Raw genomic sequence first — 17,620 nt, forward strand, 5'->3', positions numbered from 1 at the left:
TTTTTAACGCCATGGTATAACGTGATAATTATCATCCTTTTAAATTTTTAAATTATTTTTTATTTTAATTATCCACTGACTAAATATCTTCTTTCAAATAATTTCCACATTCATTTGGGTGAATGTTTGAGGCTTTGCTTTTTTTAAGATTAACAATCAAATTTTAATTATTTTTAGCTTAAAAATTAACACTCTAAACTTAACCTAATTTTTTAGAAAACTCAGTCGACACGTATGTCTCATAAAAACCTTTTCACAACACTTTCTATTGCATTATTCAGTCTTTCAATTTCTGCATGTAATAATAATGATTCAGATCACTCAAATACGGTAGTTGAAACCAAAAAACAACCAAATATTTTATTTATTATGGCAGATGATTTAGGTTATTCAGACTTGGGAGCATTTGGTGGTGAAATTCGAACCCCAAATATTGATGCACTCACCAAAGAAGGTCGGATTTTAACGGACTACCATACTGCCCCGACCTGCTCACCAACGCGTTCACAATTAATTTCGGGGACAGACCATCACTTAGCGGGCATTGGGGCTATGGCTGAGCTCACCCCTGCTCACTTAAAAGGCCAGCCGGGTTATGAGGGCTACTTAAATGAGCGCTCACTCTCAATTGCAGAAGTGCTCAAAGATAATGGCTACCGAACCTATATCAGCGGAAAATGGCACCTCGGTTTAACCGCTGAAACCAACGCACATGTAAAAGGCTTCGATCATTCATTTACGCTATTACAAGGTCTAGATTTACACTTTAAACAAGCGCCTAGCGCCTACAAACGGAATGCCACCTATACGGAGGATGGTCAAGTTGTTCCAATTTCAGCATTACCTGATGATTTCTTCTCAACCAATTATTTCACCGATAAATTAATTAGCTATTTAGAGTCAGGAAAAAATTCAGGCAAACCATTCTTTGCCTATGCTGCTTACACAGCTCCCCATTGGCCCTTACAAGCCCCAACTGAATATCGTGACCGTTATCGTGGCGTTTACGATGCTGGTTATGATGTGATCCGCAATGGTCGTATTGCCCGTCAAAAACAACTTGGTCTGATTCCAGCCAACTTTACTGCAGCCGAACCGATTGCAACACAAAATGCACCCCAAAAATATGGCAAATGGAATGAGCTATCCACTGAGCAAAAAGCCTTAGAAGCACGTAGAATGGAAATCTATGCAGGTATGGTCGAAAACCTTGATGCTAATATTGGACGGGTGATTGAGTATTTAAAACGCAATAATTTATACGAAAATACTTTAATTTTCTTTGTTTCAGATAATGGGGCTGAAGGCTTTATTCGCGGTAGTTATGGAGCTGAATCAGGTTTTGATAATCGGGTGAATAATGTCGGTACATCCAGTTCTTATCATTATGTCGGTCCGCGTTGGGCTGAAGTTAGTGCTGCGCCTTTCCACTTATGGAAAGATACTGCAGGTGAAGGTGCAACCACAGCACCAGCCATTGTTAAACTTCCTCATCAAAACAAAGCGCAAGCAACCTATCATGGTTTTGCTTCAGTGCTCGATGTTTTTCCAACTGTTTTAGATTATGCCAATATTGCCGTCCCACAAGGTCAATATAAAGGTCGTCAGATTAATACTCCAAGTGGTTACTCTTGGAGATCAGTGCTTGAAAATAAAGCGCAGACGATTCGCCCTGTAAACTTTAGTTTTGCTGATGAATTGCATGGCAGTAAATATGCGCGTCAAGGCGATTGGAAAATTGCTTTGCAAGGTAAAGCAGAGCTTGGAACGGGAACTTGGGAATTATATAACTTAAAAAATGACCGTGGTGAAACCCAAAACATTGCAGAAAATAACCCAGCAAAACTACAAGAACTGCTTGATGTGTATAACAAATATACCCAAAAAAATGGAGTCAAGGAATACAACATTCAATGAAGTTTAACCCCATTTTAATTTCACTGTGCAGCCTGTTCCTTGTAACAGGCTGCAATAAGGTTACGCCCGACTCGCATCATTCTCCTAAACAAACCAGCAAAGTTTCTGCACAGCTTGGTTCATTGCAGCAATGCGAACACTATTCAGGTTTACCTAATGCATGGCAAAAAAAGCCAACAGCGGGGATGGTTTGGATTGCCAAAGGCTCATTTCAGCTCGGCTCCGATAAAGCCTATCCCGATGAACTTAATTTTGGGCAAAAACAACGCCAAGTTGAGGGTTTCTGGATCGATCAAACCGAAGTGACTGTGGCGCAGTTTAGTAGTTTTGTAAAAGCAACCGGCTATGTAACCGACGCAGAGCAACAGAAACAGGCAGCTGTATTTTCACCAGATGCCAATAAGCCTAATCAGTGGTGGCAACTCAAGTCTGATTACACTTGGAAAACGCCCAATGGCGCTTCGGGTCAAGCTCCACGCCCTGCTGAACCTGTTCGCTATGTGACCAAAAATGATGCTGAACATTACGCAGTTTGGTTAGGAAGAGATTTACCTACCGAACAAGAATGGGAATATGCTGCAAAGGCGGGCTCAAAAACCGATACGCCACTGCATCAAGCGCCTCAGGATGCCCATCAACATCCACAAGCCAATTATTGGCAAGGTGAATTTCCAATGCATAATTCTGTTGAAGACCATTTTGCAGGTGTGGCACCTGTCGGCTGCTACCCTGCCAATGCGTTCCAATTGTTCGATATGATTGGGAATGTCTGGGAGTGGACCTCTTCTGTATATCAAGGCGCGCATGATCAACATATGGGAAATTATACTGATCTGCGTCAGCAAAGCATCGCAGCAACCCAATATGTGATTAAAGGTGGTTCTTTCTTATGTGCTTCGAGTTATTGCTCTCGTTATCGAAATAGTAGTCGATATCCGCAAGAGTTTGATTTGGCTGCAACGCATGTGGGGTTTAGAACAGTATTACGAACTCACCCATGAGACAAGGATAGGTTAAAATCTAGAGATCTGGCGAATTTATACACTTAAATATAAATTCGTCTGCTTTAAAAAAGAAGGGTTGAATAGAACAAAGCAACACTTAACCACTTTCGCTACAAATCAGCACTTATACACGTTTACGTTTTTCAATCATCTTGCCAAATACCAATCCCAATTCAAACAACATCCACATTGGAATTGCCAACATGATCATCGAAATAGCATCTGGTGGCGTGACAAACATCGCAATAAAAAAACAGCCCACAATAATAAAGCGTCTTTTTTCCACCAGCGTTTGCGTGCTGACCAAACCGATTAAAATCAATACCAGTGTAATAATTGGAATTTCAAAAGTGACCCCAAACACCAAAAAGAGTTTTAAACAGAAACTTAAGTAACTGTTAATGTCCGTCATTGGTGCAACGGTATCAGGTGAAACACTGATAAAAAAATGCAAAATCGAAGGCAAGGCAATAAAATAGGCAAAGGCAATCCCTGAATAAAACAAGCAAATACTGCTCAATAACAATGGGAATGCCAGACTCTTTTCTTTTTCATACAACGCAGGTTTAATGAATGCCCAAATCTGATAAATAATAAAAGGCATCGCCAGCATCAGCGCAATAAAGAAATTCAGTTTAAAAGGTGCCATAAATGTTGCAGTTACATCTGTAGCAATCATGGTCGAACTGGCAGGTAATTGGGCACGTAGTGGTTCAGATAACATTGAATAAGTTCTGTTTGCAAATGGCAACAAACAGAAAAAAAGCACAATCAATACCCCGATAATTTTAAACAGATGCTGACGCAACACCATCAAATGTCGGGTGATTGGCATTGCTTCAAGCTGAGTCGCTTCTTCAGAAGCTTGCTCTTGTAGCTGCGGTATCATTGAGGTCATACGGCCACCTTCAATTGCGATATTGACTTGGATTGAGCAAGATCAATACTGCGTTTTTCATCATTACATTGAACTTGTTTTAGCCAGATACTTGGCAAATAGACTGTAGGAATATCACGTGAGACAGCTTGATAAATCTGCTTCACTCTCAGCTGGGCTTTTTGCTGTTCTTTTAATTGCGGTTGCTCTAATTGCTGTTTCTCTAATCGTGCTGGCGCTTGCTCTTGCTGTATAGCATCTCCAGGCATAGCCGATAATTGCTGTAGCTCATGCATCTGCGCCTGCATTTTTTGCTCTAATTCTTGAATACGCTGCATCTCATTCTGCATCTGTTCGCGCAATTCAGATAAGCGTAATTCACGGTCAATGTCGTTCTGAACATTGCTGATGAGACGTTTCAATTTACTGTACCATTTCGCAACAAAACGCGCAGCTTCAGGGAGTTTATCAGGTCCTAACACCAACAGCGCAATAATCCCAAAAACCAATAATTCAGAAAATCCGACATCAAGCATGTGTTAGTTCTCCAGTTTTAGTGCTTTACCGTAGAGTTCACATCAGCATTACTATTTTGATGTTCCTGTGTTCTTGGTTCATTCAGTGCAGCAGTGGTTGTTTCATCATCTTGAATTGATTTTTTAAAATCCTTCACCGCACCACCGACATCTTTACCTAAATTTTTTAATTTAGATGTGCCAAAAAGTAAGATTACAACAATTGCAAAAATAAGTATGTGCCAAATCGATAATCCAGCCATGGTTTTTTACTCCTGATATTCTTGTGTTATTTCAATCATTATGTGTACAAAGACAGTTTAGCCATGTACTACTGAAGAAATGATGCGATAGCAATAGCATCTAAATCTTCTTCAGTAGTCAGGCGATATAAAATTAAATAGTCTTTTGTTAAGCAGTTTTCTTAATCGAGCGGGCATTGACCAATTGATTATTCAACACCACTTGATGCCCACGTTTTGTATCTACAGTATATTGCGGCTCTTTAATGGTATCGACATAGATCCAGTCCGCTTGAACCTGCGTTGCAGTAAAGCTGACATTCAGATAACCACGTTGATTTAGGTTGGTATAATCCAATTCATCAATCAGTGTGGTAAACGCCATTTCAAACTGCTGTAACTGTTCCACTGGAATATTGAGATACTTTTCAATTCCCGGCGATGACACTGAACTTGTCGCCATCTCAACACCGACAAAATCACCCGCCTGACTATACAACTCTGATGACCATGCATTATGGGTATCACCTGCCAGTACTACGACCTTCTTGTTCAATGCTTTTAAAGTGTTATATAGAATTTCTCGTTCAACATAATAACCATCCCAAGCATCTAAATTATAAGGTGCGACAGTGGTTAAACGTGCCTTTTCAATTGCTGTCAATGTTGGATCGCCCTGTAGCACACGCATTTTCAGTTGCACTAACTCCATGATCATCGTATTGATTTGATTTAAAACCTCTTGAGTTGCGTTTCCACTCAGAACTGCACTCAACGGTACCAGTAATTCAGCAGGGATTAATATCTTACCCATCAACACTTGCTGACCCAATACATTCCACGTTGCCTTGGATTGAGCCAACTTTTGCTGTAACCATTCACGTTGGGTATACCCCATCAAGGTTCGATTCTGATTGGTTAAGTCAGTCTGAAAACGTTGAAAATCCATACCAGAAGCGGTGATATAATCGGTATATTCCAGTTGCTTATCTCTGGCAAGGATACGGGTATCTAACATGGTCAATTGCACCAGTGAACCAAAGTCAAACTGGCGATAAATATTGAGATGATCATTTGCGGAAATAGGACGAATCGGCATCCATTCAAAGTATGCTTGTAATGCAGCAAGTTTACGATCGAAGAAAGCCCCTTCATTGGCTTGGTGATTTTCAGCGCCTTCTCGCCATGTATCATTTGCCAGCTCGTGATCATCCCAAATCACAATAAATGGATGACGGTGATGCAATGTTTGTAAATCTTTGTCTTTACGATATAACGCATAGCGTTTGCGATAATCATCTAACTTGATAATTTCTTGATTATTGTCCGCAGCCAAAGTACGTCCCAACTTCACTGCATCTTCTGTTGCATAACCACCTTGACCATATTCATAAATATAGTCACCCAAATGAATTACCACATCAACATCTTGCTTGGCCATTTCACGATAAACATAGAAATACCCTGCTGGATAGTTCGCGCAAGAACATACCGCAAAACTGACTTTGCTGGGGTTGATTGGTAGCGTTTTGGTTTGTCCAACTGGTGAAACTTTATTGCCAAAGCTAAAACGATAGAAATAGCGTTGATCTGGTTTTAAGTTTGTGGCATCAACTTTCACCGTGAAGTCTTGTGCTTTTGCTGTGGTGACTTTGTCTGTTTTAATGATTTGCTTGAATTGATCATCTAAAGCAATTTCCCAAGTCACTTGCAAACGTGCGCTGCTATCATTGGGCGTCAAGCGTGTCCATAAAATCACGCGATCTTGTAAAGGGTCTCCACTGGCAACCCCATGTTCAAAATTGACTTGTAGTGTTGTTGATTCTCGATCTGAACTGTCATTACATCCCGTAAAACCCGCAGATAAAGACAGTGCACCAAAACCGAATAGGCTTTTTTGAATAAGTTCTCGTCGTGTAATTTTGGCTGTCATACTTTACTCCTTAAACTATGGCTAGATTACAAAAAATTATTTATCTAAATATTGGATAAAACTTAAAATTATTTATTATCAATGATCCCATTAGTTAGATTAATTCACTGAATGAATACAGATTAATTGAGGATTGTATTTCTAGTTTTTTCTAAAAAAATATTTATCTTTGTATTCCTCTCCTTTTCAATCTCATCTATCAATTTCTATAGATTCTTTAGTTTTTAGATCAGTTAATTCTATTCATTTCAATAGATTGTAAAAAATTTTCCATTTTTTAACTAACAAATATTCCTAACTTTTCCTAAAATATAGAATCTAAAAATTTGAGTATTGACATTTCCCCGATAATTCATTGACATATTACGACAGTTCTATAAATTTATGTTTTCAAATTATTTGATTTTCCTCAACGAAGATATTTCAGAGGTGTAATTTATTTTTATTTTAAAAATTAATGCTAATAAATTTTTTAAACTAATTAATCTCGCTTTAAATATGTAATATAAAACAATTTGATGCACTAGATAAAAAGAGCTATAGATTAATGTGCAATAAAACTCTCTTTAAATTTACAGGTATGGTTCATACAGACCGTTTCAATCATGTGATCTCTAAATCTTTTTTAACTGCTGTTTTGAATACGTTTATTCGATAATCAAATTTAATAGTAAAGCTTAATTAGTCATTATTGCTTTCAAAATTCAGCAAAATGGCATGCTCATCAATGAGCATGCCATGCAACATTATGCAATTTTAATAATCGGTTTGAGTGTAATACCCTTATGACTATCTATCGCAGCTTGATTGATTTCATCAAATGCATAGAATTTTACAAGTTGGTCAAATGGAAATTTCCCTTGTTGATATAGACGGACTAACTCAGGGATAAATTTCTTGGGCGAACCACTCCCCTCAACGACACCTAAAATAGTTTTCCCACCCAATAACAGATCATTTACATCAAATTGTGCAGTCGTGCCTAATTGAGGTGCACCTACTACGGCGATTTTACCTAAAATCCCCAGCGCATCAACACCTTGTTTTAATATCTCAGGTCGCCCAGTAGATTCCAATGCAAAGTTGGCTCCACCATCGGTAATCTCTTTAATCACCGCCACAGGATCTTGAGTTTTACTATTGATCACATGGGTTGCACCCAATTTTTTTGCCAGCTCCAAACGAGATTCAACAATATCAACAGCGATAATGATCGAAGCGCCACACACTTTTGCCGCAAGTAAAGCACTCAGACCAACAGCGCCAGCACCCCAAGTCACAAAACTACTGGCGGGTGTCACTTTTAAAGCATTTATACATGCACCCGCACCTGTTTGAATACCACAACCTAATGGTCCTAATAGTTCGATTGGTACATCTTTGGTCACTTTAACCGTGTTATTTTCACGACTTAAAGCATAGGTTGCAAAGGAGGATTGGGCAAAAAAATGATCATTAACCACGCCATGATCATGGGTACAAAGTGCATGATTCCCTTCTGAATCTGCCCCACTAAAATTTCGTCCAAAAAACTCTGAACAATAGGCAGGATTTCCAGTATTACATTGGCTACATTTTCCACAATACCCGTAACTTAAAACCACATGATCGCCCACTTGAAGCTCTGTTACATTAGGACCGATCGCCTCGATAATTCCTGACCCTTCATGTCCAAGAACAGCAGGCAGCGGAACCGGGTAATATTGATCACGTACAATCAAATCGGTGTGACACATTCCTGTAGCAACTACTTTTACCAATACTTCATCATCTTGAGGCTGACGTATTTTTAAAGTTTGCAGCTCAAAGTCAGCACCTTTACATGGGGTCACTGCGGCAATAATATCTTTTAATTCACTCATGGTTTAACGTCCTGTAATGATTTATTGAATTGTTTAAAAAGGATAATGTGGCGCTTGAGCCTGTACAGTAATCCATTGCCACTGGGTAAATTCATCGGCATTGGCAGGGCCGCCAATACGCGTACCATTACCTGATGAACCAAAACCACCAAATGGATTGACCGTTTCATCATTTACAGTTTGATCGTTGATATGTAGCAAGCCCACTTTAAGCTGCGCACCGAGTTGCATACCACGTCCTACATTGGAGGTAATAATGCCTGCTGAAAGCCCATAATCGCCATCATTGGCTAATTCAATGACCTGTTCATCTGAGCTAAACGGGATCAACACCGCAACAGGACCAAAAATCTCCTCACTAAAAATCGAATTGTTTGCAGTCACATCGGTCAGTACAGTCGGTTGAAAAAATACCCCATCGGCATGTCCACCGATTTCCAATGTTGCGCCTTCATTAACCGCAGCACTGACCAATTGTTCTACACGTTGTGCTTGTTTGGCATTGATCAATGGCCCAATGGTGACATTCTTGTCACAAGGATTCCCCACCACAAAATTCTGCACTTTTTCAATGACACGCTGTTTGACCTGTTGATAAATTTTTTGGTGAATCAAAATCTTACCTGAGGTCATACAAATTTGCCCCGAATGTAAAAATGCACCCCATGCAATATTTTCTGCAGCCAACTCAATATCCGCATCATCCAAAATAATCAGTGAGTTCTTGCCACCCAGTTCTAGGGAAACTTTCTTTAAGGTCTTTGCCGCATTCGCCCCTACAATCCGTCCAACTTGAGTTGATCCTGTAAATTGAATACTGGCAATATTTTTATCCAAAGTCAGTGCTTCACCAACTTCTGCCCCACCTGGCAATACATGTAGTAGTCCCTTGGGCAATCCTGCAAGTTCAAAAATCCGTGCAATCACATAGCCACTGCACACTGCTGTACGCTCATCAGGTTTTAACACCACCGCATTACCAAAGGCCAAAGCAGGAGCCACAGCACGTAAAGCTAAGTACAGTGGAAAGTTAAATGGAGAAATGACCCCAACAACACCTAAGGGCAAGCGTTTCGCTATACTTAATTTGCCATTTTGCGTAGGTAATAATGTGCCCTGTTCAGTTGCAGGTGACGCGATACAATGCTTAAGCACTTGAATCGCTATGCTTACTTCAAAGCCCGCTTTCAGTTGTAACGAGCCACTTTCCTTAACCAGCCACTCAATCACTTCCGCTTGATTTTCTGTCAGTAAAACAGTAGCTCGCTCAAACACTGCCTGACGCTCTTGATAGTTTAAAGCCCACCATTGTTGTTGGGCGGCTTTGGCTTGTTGTGCAGCACTCACCACATCAGCGGCAGTCGCATAACCGATTTCACCAAGCACTTGACCTGTTGCAACCTCAATCACACTGTAGCTATCTTGGGCAGACTGCCATGAACCGTTAAATAATTTTTTATCCCAAAGCTGTTTTGTGAATATAGACATGATGACCTCTTCAAAATTTATTTAGACAATTGCTTTACTGTTCTAACTGCATCCTTGTAAAAATGACGCAATCAATGTGTTACACCTGCTTTAAATTAAAAAATGTAAAAAACACGAAAATTCAGACCGTAATCCTTCCTAAATCCGCTTTCCGTTCGTGTGTCTGAAAGCAACTGCGCACTTAATTGAGTTTTTGCATTCAGCATTTGCTGAAACTCCAATCGCACTTGTTGCTTTTCCATGTTCTGATCCAGTTTGATTCCATCCAATTGTTGTTCACCCCCATAATTTGCGGCATAACCGAGGGCGATTCTCTGTTTAGAATTCAAGTCATAACGTAAGTTAAATTGAGTTTGATAGCTGGTCGCTTGTGAAAGTGTTTGATCGCCCTTTCCCGCTTCATCGTTGTCTCCATACCAAATCACATCTTGATAAAGTTCAAAAGCAAGCTTGCCATATAGTGGCTGTACCCATGCCAGTTGAAGATCATACTTAAATCGATTTTCGCCTAAATTCACCGCATCATTTCGATCATATTGCCCAACTGGCAAATAAATAAATGGGGTAAATGCCAGATAACGACCCGATGAACCTTGTTCAGGTTGATTAATCAACCAAAAAGCAGAAGCAATCACTGGATCTGCAAAACCTGAGGCATTATTTAAATCAGTATCGCCAATTTGCGTATGCCGTACTGTTCCAAACGGTAAAATTATTTGAGGCGTTGCACGTAAACCAGCGATGTTGGTGTAATGAATTAAGCGTGCGATACCGATATCCGATTTAGATTCAGCTCTGGTTTTTTCACCATTTTGGTAATAACCCTCCATTTGACTATGTTGATAATAGAACACACCTGCATTGGTGCCTTTTGGCAACGCGGTATAATCCCCCACGTTTACGTCAATCGCATGGCTATACTGTACAAACATGCCACTCAACATAAGAAGCAGGCTATTTTTATTGCTAAAACACATCATCTATTCCCTTTAGTTTCAAGCATCCTTTTCACTACTCATTGCACTTGTTTAAATTTTGAATCAAAAATCAATCGATTTATCCATGACGAATCGACCATCTACTACACTTAATAAATCGATTGATAGATTTGTTTTAATCAAATATGAGCCATAGAATATTTGCAGTTAGCGTGCCAATATTTTTATAATTAATAATCATATACTTAAAATAATGTTACCTTTCCAATGTCCAATAAATGGACAGCATTGAGAATACACTGTCCAATCAATGGACAATCACTGGAAGCCTAAAACAAGGATGAGGGTTAGCGATGTTGACGAGTAGATGAAATATTCTCTAAACAATTAAATATGGCGTTTGTTGAACTAGCCGTGAACGATAAAGCGAAATTATGTTAATAAGACAAAAATTAAAATATAAGTTATTAAAAACATAATATATGACTAATCCTTAAATTTACTATTTTAATAAATCGTAAGATCAGAACATGAAAGCTATAACGAAGACTGCCATGAATTTGAGTAAATAAATCCAAATTATTAAATATAATTAAAAATTCAATTAAATTTGTCTTAATATAAGGTTTTATGTTTTAATCTCTATGTTCTTCATTCAATAACAATAATTGGACTCAGTATGACGAAACCTAAATTTTTACATGAATTACCAATTGAACAGTTAAAACAGATGTCTCAACAAGACATAAAGCAAACAATAAAAGCAGAACAGCTTTATTTTCGGCATAGGCCTAAAAAGATCTATTACCTTGCGGTAAATGGAGCTAAAAGCAAAAATGGTGGATTAGTTAAAGCGAGTGCATTGGTAGGAAGCTACTTAGAGAATGGTGATGAGATTATCGATAGCCCTAACAACTCTGTAGCTATAAATATCTTTATCGGTGATAAAGCCCCTGAAGGTTTTTTGTACCAAGAAGGTGTTAATCATGGCTAAAGGTTTTGCAATCCATAACTCTATGACAAATCATGGAGGAATCATTCAAGCAACTCAACAGCGAATATCTCAAATGGGAAATCTATTTCTACGTGCAGGGGATGGTCACTTTTGTCCTAAGTGTAAATGTTGGTCGACAATACAACCGAGTCATAACCATATTATTATGGACGGAAAACCAGTCGCTTACGTTGACGATCTATTAAGTTGTGGAGCTAAAATTTTACCTAAACAAGATCATGTTGTTGGAACAAGTCAAGGGGAAAACTATAGTAAGAATACATACTCATCAAGCTTTTTAGCTCAAGGCTTAACTCTATATTCAGGTCAATATCAGTTAGTAAATAATTCAAATAATCAACCTTATAGCAATGTAAAATACATTGTTATCTATGCTGATGGTCATACTATTGAAGGTGTCACTGATGAAAATGGCATGACAGAAAAACTAGAACTTACAGAAAAAGCAGAAGATATTGAAATTAAACTTTTTGAGGCTGATTCATGGTAGATCGATATCAGACTACAACAACCAAAATTGCAAAAGTAGAAATTGTAAAATTAAAATCACCTATCCGCCTTATTATTTATGGTGGATCAAGGAAATCAAGTGATAATTCAGCATTTTTACATGCATCTAAAAACGTAATTAAAGATTATAAAAATGATTTACCTGTCAAAAGCTTTTTTATAAATAATGGTTCTAGGTCAGTGATTAGTGCATTAGAAACTCAAGAAAATAATACTGTTCAATCTCTTGATCTGTTTTGTCATGGCGATTCTGATGGACTTTACTATATTCTAGGCGCATCTTTAGATAAGACAATAACTCGCGAAGGGGTATTCAAGGGGAAGTTAGCGGCCAATATTTATAAAACTGTAATGATGGCTATTTGGCGAGGCTATGACTTTGATGGTAATCGAATTAAAAATCAAGCTGCTATTTCGAGCCTAAAACTTAGCGTATTTACAGAGCAGTCTAAAATTGAAATTCATGGCTGTAATACAGGTCGTGGCGACGATTGCTTTGCTTCTGAGCTATCATCCCAGCTATATAAGGCTGGGAAAAAACAAGGTGTTGTTATAGCACATGCTACATCGGCTAATCCAAATATTGATGGCACAACTACAGCCTCAGAGCAAGATTATCGACATGGTACTCGAATTATCTATTACAGAGGTAAAGCAGTTAAAACTGTAACAAATTCGGGGCGTATCACCGCAAATACTATAAAGGAAGCACTAGGTGGATAAATGTTAGGTTTAGAACTATCAGAAGCTCAATATTGGATTAATGTTTATGGCATTATTTTTTCTATATTAGTTATATCTCTGTCAATTAATTTTACCTTTTTTATTAACGACAAAATCAATAGATTCCTCTCAATCTTGATCTGTACTGCAATTATCACTCGTATCATAAATAGAGTCTTTGCTATTTCCTATATAGGTTTGATGGAACAAGAGCCATTATTGACTTTTATTTTCAAAGGAACAGATAAAAATATTTTTTCTGGAATGATTCCATTTGGTATCTCTTTAATTGCCTTAATCATCTTAATTGGACGATTAATCTATAACAGAAGAAAGAATATTTAACCTAACAAAAAACAATAGGGAGGCTAAATGGAAAGTTACGATTATTATATTACTGTTTATTCTGTAATTCTCACATTATTCATCGCTTCATTAAGTCTTAACTCTATTTTCTTTATAAAAGATAAAATTAATAAAGTACTCTCTTTTTTTGTCTTTACAGGTGTATATTCTTTAATTTTAAGTTACTTTTTTGAAAAATCTTCAATTGGTTATACACAACAAGAACTTTTACCAACGTTTATTTATAAAGGATATAATTCTCATATATTCCAAGGGAATACATATTTATTAATAACTTTAGTCCTTTTCATTCTATTAATTATAAGACTATTAATTAATAGAAAAACCCACATGGACAAGTAAAGGATAGAGCGTCTTGAATTTTTCAGGCTCTCTTTCAACTGAATTTATAAAAAAAGCTTTAGTATGGTGAAGTCGTGGAAAATTATGAATACTGGATTAACGTTTATTCTGCTGTTTTTTCAATATTAATTATATCTTTAAGCTTAAATTCTATTTTTTTTATAAAAGATAAAATTAATAAAGTTCTCTCTTTTTTTGTATTTACAGGTCTATATTCTTTAATTTTAAGCTACTTTTTTGGAAAAGCATTTATTGGTTACACTCAACAAGAATTGCCTTTTAAATTCATTTTTGAAGGCTATAGGGCTCACATCTTTCATGGAAATATATACCTATTAATAACTTTAGTCCTTTTCATTCTTTTAATTATAAGACTATTAATTAATAGAAAAAACGCACATCGACAAGTAAAGGATAGAGCATCTTGAATTTTTCAGGCTGTATTTCAGCTGAATCTATAAAAAATGCACTAGAGGACTGAATAAAAAATTACAATTAATTGCCAATATATTTATATATCGTTGTTCTTGAAATGTTTAAGCGTTTCGCTGTCCTTGCGATATTGCCATTTTCTTCTTGTAACACCTGCACAATCATTTGCTTGGTCAAGCTATTTAAGTTTTTATTTTCATCTAATATCAGTTGCTCACTTTGTTCATTAATCGCTAAATCAGCTTCAGGTAAATATAAATGATTTAAAATTTCACTGTCTTTAAACGCTGCGGATAGCTTCACCACATGAATTAATTCACGAATATTTCCTTCCCATGTGTGCCTATTAAATTGTTGTTCTACATGGCTCGACCATTGCGCTATGCCGAATTGATCCAGAACATGATGTAAAATGACCTGTTTATCTTGACGTAAGCGTAAGGGTTGTAAATGTACCTGAAAACCGCAAATACGATAATATAAATCACGGCGGAATGACTGCTGTTGTATTTTATTTTTTAAATCCTGATGTGTTGCACATAACAGTTTAAATGCTGACTTGATCGGTTTACGTCCTCCAACCCGATAGAACTGCTGATCTTGTAACACTCTTAAAATTTTCACTTGTAAATGTAAAGGCAAATCACCAATCTCATCGAGAAAGAGTATGCCTTGATCTGCCAGTTCAATTAAGCCTTTTTCGCCTTGCCGTTTAGCACCTGTAAAAGCGCCGCCTTCATAACCAAATAATTCTGCTTCAAGCAAATGATCTGGTATTGCACCGCAATTAATCGAAATAAAAGGTAAATCCACATCCAGCTTCTGATGTAGCTGCTGAGCAAAATGATCCTTACCTGTACCTGTTTCTCCGGTAATCAATACAGGAATATCGGCTTTTAATGCTTTTAGCGCTTGATCAAGCAAATGCTGTGTCGTGATTTTGCTTGTTTTATTCTGCAACAGCCCATTCACACTACGTAGCTGGGCATAAAAAAATGCATGGTCAAAACTTTGAATTAAAAAACAATCACTCGAATTTAACGGATTCAAATGCTCAGTGAGTAAAAAATGATCCATTGCTTGCTGCAACAATTGCTCAATAGAACAGTTCAGCAATTTCAACGCCATTTGGTTGGCTTTGAGGATTTTTCCTGATTGATCCAGTACCATCATGCCCGTATAAGCATTGTCCAGCAAATCTTTGGAATGTTGAAAATAAAGGACCCGTTGATCAGGTTGTAGTGCTGCCTGAATAATCTTATTTTCCAAAATATAACTTTGGTAAAGTAAGTGACGCAACCAATTGCTCGCCAAAAGCCCTTGTGGTGAAGTGATATCTAAAGCGCCGAGCACATCACCACAGCCATTGAATATCGGAACCGATGCACAAGAATAATTTGAAAATTCATCCAGATAATGTTGATGCCCTGTCATGATCATAGGCTGTTTAGACATCACACTACATGTCGGTGCAATCGCACCAAACACAGAGGGCTCAATAATACGACCCGTGCATAAATAATGATATTGGTCATCTAAATCAGGATTGTGACGTTCAGCAATAATTTTAAGCTGATGATTAATTAAGAAAACGATAACATCCTGTTGCCCAAATAAGCGCCAGACATCATTTAATACACCTTCAGCCAATGCGGCTAATTTTATATCACCCTGTGAAAGGTCAGCGACAGGAAACTCGTGTAAGTCAGTGATTTTGGAGAAAGGGCTCAAGCCCGAATTTTTTGCACTTTCCCAAAGCTGTAAAATAGGTGAATCTCGTTGTACAAGCTCTGGCAGTTCTCCAGTATTGTAAAAGTTATATTTAATATTTTGCCAAGAAAATTCAGATAACCCATCCATAAGCCTATTCCAAATCCAGCAGTTGCTTTCGATCATCCCTTTGATGATCCCAATATAAAATCACCCTCTCTAGAATATGACAAGGGCTAAATACAATTAAATATATAGCGCAAAATCTGCACCATCACAAAATCCTATACTGAGGTTTAAAATAAATATTCATGTAAATCAATTATATTAAACATTGCATACTGTCTTTAAATGCAGTCTAGACTTCATTCTTAAATGTTATTTTTCAATCTAAATAAAATGAAATCAAACAATATGTTTAATCAATGAAATCATAAATGGCGCAAATAACACCATGATAACCCCGGAAATAATCATGGATAGACTGGCAATCACCCCTTCCAACTCATGACGTTGTCTTGCTCGCGCAATCCCCATCGCATGAGCAGCATTTCCTAAAGCAGCGCCTTGTGCAATACGATTTTTATAACGCATCCATAACAGTAAAAAATCACCAAATAACATTCCTATTAAGCCAGTTATGACCGTAAACAAGGGAATTAAACTGATTGAACCACCAATCTTTTCAGTCAACTCCAAAGCAAATGGAATAGAAATCGAACGTGCCAAAAGACTATTTTTCAAAATTTCATCGAAATTGAACATACTTGCCAATAGCCAGCTGCTTAAGATCCCCACCAGCATAGACACACTAGAACTGACGATTAAAACGAAAAAATACTGTTTGACGATCACTCTATAACGAAATACAGGAATCGCAAATGCCACTGTAATTGGTCCTAACATGGCAACCAAATATTGGGTGTATAGGTAATAGTCTTGAAAGCGATGCTGAAATATAAAGATCAAAATAATACTGAGACTCGGTACCATAATAATCGGAGAAAAATATATTTTCTGGGTAAAAACAAATAAGTGCTTTGCCACGAAGTAACACACTACCGTCCATAGCAAGTAAAAAATTCCCCACAACTCCGTCATTCCACATCATCCTGTTGCAAGAATATTTTCACCATCAACACAGAGCTTGCCATCACCAAAGCGGTACTGAGTAAAATCACCACAAATATTTTCCAACCACTGATCAAAAGCAATTGCTGATACTGAATCACACCGACCACTGGCGGAATAAAAAACAGCAACAGCTCCCCCAACAGAATATCTGCACCTTGACTCACCTTTTCCAAGTTGAGCCATTGCATTTGCAATAAAATTAGCAATATAAAAAAACCTAAAACACCTGATGCAATGGGTAAATTCAACAGTTTTTGCAACATATATGCAAAACCCCAAATCGCTATAATCAAGCTGATTTGGTAGCTCGCGCGCTTGATGGTGGTTAACTCAGATATTGTATAAAACACTGTCATTTACATCCGTATATTCATCATGACTCAAGGTAAATTTAACGGTACATACCTTTTTCAACTTAAAATTGAGTGATATATCCGTAGTTTGCAGTGCATTAAAGAAAAAAAATAGCTACAAAAGTAGCCGATAAAAATATAACAGTTTAGCCATTTTTTAAAAATCTGTTATATTTTTTCTCCTCATTTTCTGTACCTACAGCCAATCTAAATTATGGTGCAAGATCATAGGGTCTGTTGAAAGGTCGGCGATAATTGC

At 37.5% G+C, this 17,620-nt stretch carries 17 protein-coding genes; 7 read left to right on the forward strand and 10 right to left on the reverse strand.

Features of this window, described 5'->3' with window-relative positions:
* The first annotated feature begins 234 nt into the window (after positions 1-234).
* Both AC4CVF_RS11380 and AC4CVF_RS11385 read left to right on the forward strand, forming a co-directional pair.
* Positions 235-1,917 carry an arylsulfatase gene (locus tag AC4CVF_RS11380; RefSeq protein WP_490789466.1) on the forward strand — a complete coding sequence of 561 codons (1,683 nt, stop codon included), beginning with the start codon at positions 235-237 and terminating at the stop codon, positions 1,915-1,917.
* Positions 1,914-2,918 carry an SUMF1/EgtB/PvdO family nonheme iron enzyme gene (locus AC4CVF_RS11385; RefSeq protein WP_490789467.1) on the forward strand — a complete coding sequence of 335 codons (1,005 nt, stop codon included), beginning with the start codon at positions 1,914-1,916 and terminating at the stop codon, positions 2,916-2,918. Before AC4CVF_RS11380 ends, AC4CVF_RS11385 begins: the two co-directional genes overlap by 4 nt.
* A 127-nt stretch (positions 2,919-3,045) precedes the next feature.
* Here the strand turns inward: AC4CVF_RS11385 and tatC are convergent, their stop codons facing one another.
* The 7 genes from tatC to AC4CVF_RS11420 form a co-directional block, all read right to left on the reverse strand.
* Positions 3,046-3,819 (reverse strand): twin-arginine translocase subunit TatC, encoded by a 774-nt coding sequence (tatC, locus tag AC4CVF_RS11390; protein ID WP_336954075.1) that lies wholly within the window; start codon positions 3,817-3,819, stop codon positions 3,046-3,048.
* Positions 3,816-4,334 carry a Sec-independent protein translocase protein TatB gene (gene tatB / locus AC4CVF_RS11395; RefSeq protein ID WP_419820588.1) on the reverse strand — a complete coding sequence of 173 codons (519 nt, stop codon included), beginning with the start codon at positions 4,332-4,334 and terminating at the stop codon, positions 3,816-3,818. Before tatB ends, tatC begins: the two co-directional genes overlap by 4 nt.
* Positions 4,335-4,351: 17 nt before the next feature.
* Positions 4,352-4,576, reverse strand: a complete 225-nt coding sequence (gene tatA / locus AC4CVF_RS11400; protein ID WP_419820589.1) for a Sec-independent protein translocase subunit TatA — start codon at positions 4,574-4,576, stop codon at positions 4,352-4,354.
* 148 nt (positions 4,577-4,724) lie between these two features.
* Positions 4,725-6,488 (reverse strand): alkaline phosphatase D family protein, encoded by a 1,764-nt coding sequence (locus tag AC4CVF_RS11405; protein ID WP_490789468.1) that lies wholly within the window; start codon positions 6,486-6,488, stop codon positions 4,725-4,727.
* Positions 6,489-7,234: 746 nt separating this feature from the next.
* Complete coding sequence (locus tag AC4CVF_RS11410) at positions 7,235-8,350, reverse strand: NAD(P)-dependent alcohol dehydrogenase (protein WP_419329205.1); 1,116 nt, start codon at positions 8,348-8,350, stop codon at positions 7,235-7,237.
* 33 nt (positions 8,351-8,383) lie between these two features.
* On the reverse strand, positions 8,384-9,838 hold the full coding sequence (locus AC4CVF_RS11415; RefSeq protein WP_419329206.1) for a benzaldehyde dehydrogenase: 1,455 nt from the start codon (positions 9,836-9,838) through the stop codon (positions 8,384-8,386).
* Between the two features lie 95 nt (positions 9,839-9,933).
* The gene (locus tag AC4CVF_RS11420; protein ID WP_490789923.1) at positions 9,934-10,815 is read right to left on the reverse strand and encodes a transporter; all 882 of its coding nucleotides are present in this window, start codon (positions 10,813-10,815) and stop codon (positions 9,934-9,936) included.
* Between the two features lie 640 nt (positions 10,816-11,455).
* Between AC4CVF_RS11420 and AC4CVF_RS11425 the strand changes: the two genes are divergently transcribed.
* From AC4CVF_RS11425 to AC4CVF_RS11445, 5 genes are all read left to right on the forward strand, one after another.
* Positions 11,456-11,770: a hypothetical protein gene (locus AC4CVF_RS11425; protein WP_419820602.1), complete on the forward strand. Its 315-nt coding sequence runs from the start codon at positions 11,456-11,458 to the stop codon at positions 11,768-11,770.
* Complete coding sequence (locus AC4CVF_RS11430) at positions 11,763-12,281, forward strand: PAAR domain-containing protein (protein ID WP_490789469.1); 519 nt, start codon at positions 11,763-11,765, stop codon at positions 12,279-12,281. Before AC4CVF_RS11425 ends, AC4CVF_RS11430 begins: the two co-directional genes overlap by 8 nt.
* Complete coding sequence (locus AC4CVF_RS11435) at positions 12,275-13,024, forward strand: hypothetical protein (RefSeq protein ID WP_419329209.1); 750 nt, start codon at positions 12,275-12,277, stop codon at positions 13,022-13,024. The genes AC4CVF_RS11430 and AC4CVF_RS11435 overlap by 7 nt, the downstream gene beginning before the upstream one ends.
* The gene (locus AC4CVF_RS11440) at positions 13,025-13,369 is read left to right on the forward strand and encodes a hypothetical protein (protein ID WP_419329210.1); all 345 of its coding nucleotides are present in this window, start codon (positions 13,025-13,027) and stop codon (positions 13,367-13,369) included. It begins immediately after the preceding gene.
* Positions 13,370-13,806: 437 nt separating this feature from the next.
* A complete protein-coding gene (locus AC4CVF_RS11445; protein WP_419329211.1) occupies positions 13,807-14,160 on the forward strand; it encodes a hypothetical protein in 354 nt (117 codons plus the stop codon).
* Positions 14,161-14,227: 67 nt separating this feature from the next.
* On the opposite strand, the gene AC4CVF_RS11450 is transcribed toward AC4CVF_RS11445, so the two are convergent.
* The 3 genes from AC4CVF_RS11450 to AC4CVF_RS11460 form a co-directional block, all read right to left on the reverse strand.
* Positions 14,228-16,024: a sigma-54-dependent Fis family transcriptional regulator gene (locus AC4CVF_RS11450; protein WP_490789470.1), complete on the reverse strand. Its 1,797-nt coding sequence runs from the start codon at positions 16,022-16,024 to the stop codon at positions 14,228-14,230.
* A gap of 255 nt (positions 16,025-16,279) precedes the next feature.
* Positions 16,280-16,975 (reverse strand): LrgB family protein, encoded by a 696-nt coding sequence (locus AC4CVF_RS11455; protein WP_490789471.1) that lies wholly within the window; start codon positions 16,973-16,975, stop codon positions 16,280-16,282.
* Entirely contained in the window at positions 16,972-17,364 is a 393-nt protein-coding gene (locus tag AC4CVF_RS11460; RefSeq protein ID WP_490789472.1) for a CidA/LrgA family protein, read from the reverse strand. The genes AC4CVF_RS11455 and AC4CVF_RS11460 overlap by 4 nt, the downstream gene beginning before the upstream one ends.
* Between the last annotated feature and the right edge of the window lie 256 nt (positions 17,365-17,620).

The organism is Acinetobacter sp. LipI_19 (assembly GCF_058242925.1).

Excerpts from the sequence above, each read along its gene's own strand:
- tatB (WP_419820588.1), bottom strand. The coding sequence starts at position 4,334 with ATGCTTGATGTCGGATTTTCTGAATTATTGGTTTTTGGGATTATTGCG.
- AC4CVF_RS11425 (WP_419820602.1), top strand. The coding sequence starts at position 11,456 with ATGACGAAACCTAAATTTTTACATGAATTACCAATTGAACAGTTAAAA.
- AC4CVF_RS11440 (WP_419329210.1), top strand. The coding sequence starts at position 13,025 with ATGTTAGGTTTAGAACTATCAGAAGCTCAATATTGGATTAATGTTTAT.
- AC4CVF_RS11410 (WP_419329205.1), bottom strand. The coding sequence starts at position 8,350 with ATGAGTGAATTAAAAGATATTATTGCCGCAGTGACCCCATGTAAAGGT.
- AC4CVF_RS11405 (WP_490789468.1), bottom strand. The coding sequence starts at position 6,488 with ATGACAGCCAAAATTACACGACGAGAACTTATTCAAAAAAGCCTATTC.
- tatC (WP_336954075.1), bottom strand. The coding sequence starts at position 3,819 with ATGACCTCAATGATACCGCAGCTACAAGAGCAAGCTTCTGAAGAAGCG.
- AC4CVF_RS11380 (WP_490789466.1), top strand. The coding sequence starts at position 235 with ATGTCTCATAAAAACCTTTTCACAACACTTTCTATTGCATTATTCAGT.
- AC4CVF_RS11435 (WP_419329209.1), top strand. The coding sequence starts at position 12,275 with ATGGTAGATCGATATCAGACTACAACAACCAAAATTGCAAAAGTAGAA.
- AC4CVF_RS11455 (WP_490789471.1), bottom strand. The coding sequence starts at position 16,975 with ATGACGGAGTTGTGGGGAATTTTTTACTTGCTATGGACGGTAGTGTGT.
- AC4CVF_RS11420 (WP_490789923.1), bottom strand. The coding sequence starts at position 10,815 with ATGTGTTTTAGCAATAAAAATAGCCTGCTTCTTATGTTGAGTGGCATG.
- AC4CVF_RS11415 (WP_419329206.1), bottom strand. The coding sequence starts at position 9,838 with ATGTCTATATTCACAAAACAGCTTTGGGATAAAAAATTATTTAACGGT.
- AC4CVF_RS11385 (WP_490789467.1), top strand. The coding sequence starts at position 1,914 with ATGAAGTTTAACCCCATTTTAATTTCACTGTGCAGCCTGTTCCTTGTA.
- AC4CVF_RS11450 (WP_490789470.1), bottom strand. The coding sequence starts at position 16,024 with ATGGATGGGTTATCTGAATTTTCTTGGCAAAATATTAAATATAACTTT.
- AC4CVF_RS11460 (WP_490789472.1), bottom strand. The coding sequence starts at position 17,364 with ATGACAGTGTTTTATACAATATCTGAGTTAACCACCATCAAGCGCGCG.
- tatA (WP_419820589.1), bottom strand. The coding sequence starts at position 4,576 with ATGGCTGGATTATCGATTTGGCACATACTTATTTTTGCAATTGTTGTA.
- AC4CVF_RS11430 (WP_490789469.1), top strand. The coding sequence starts at position 11,763 with ATGGCTAAAGGTTTTGCAATCCATAACTCTATGACAAATCATGGAGGA.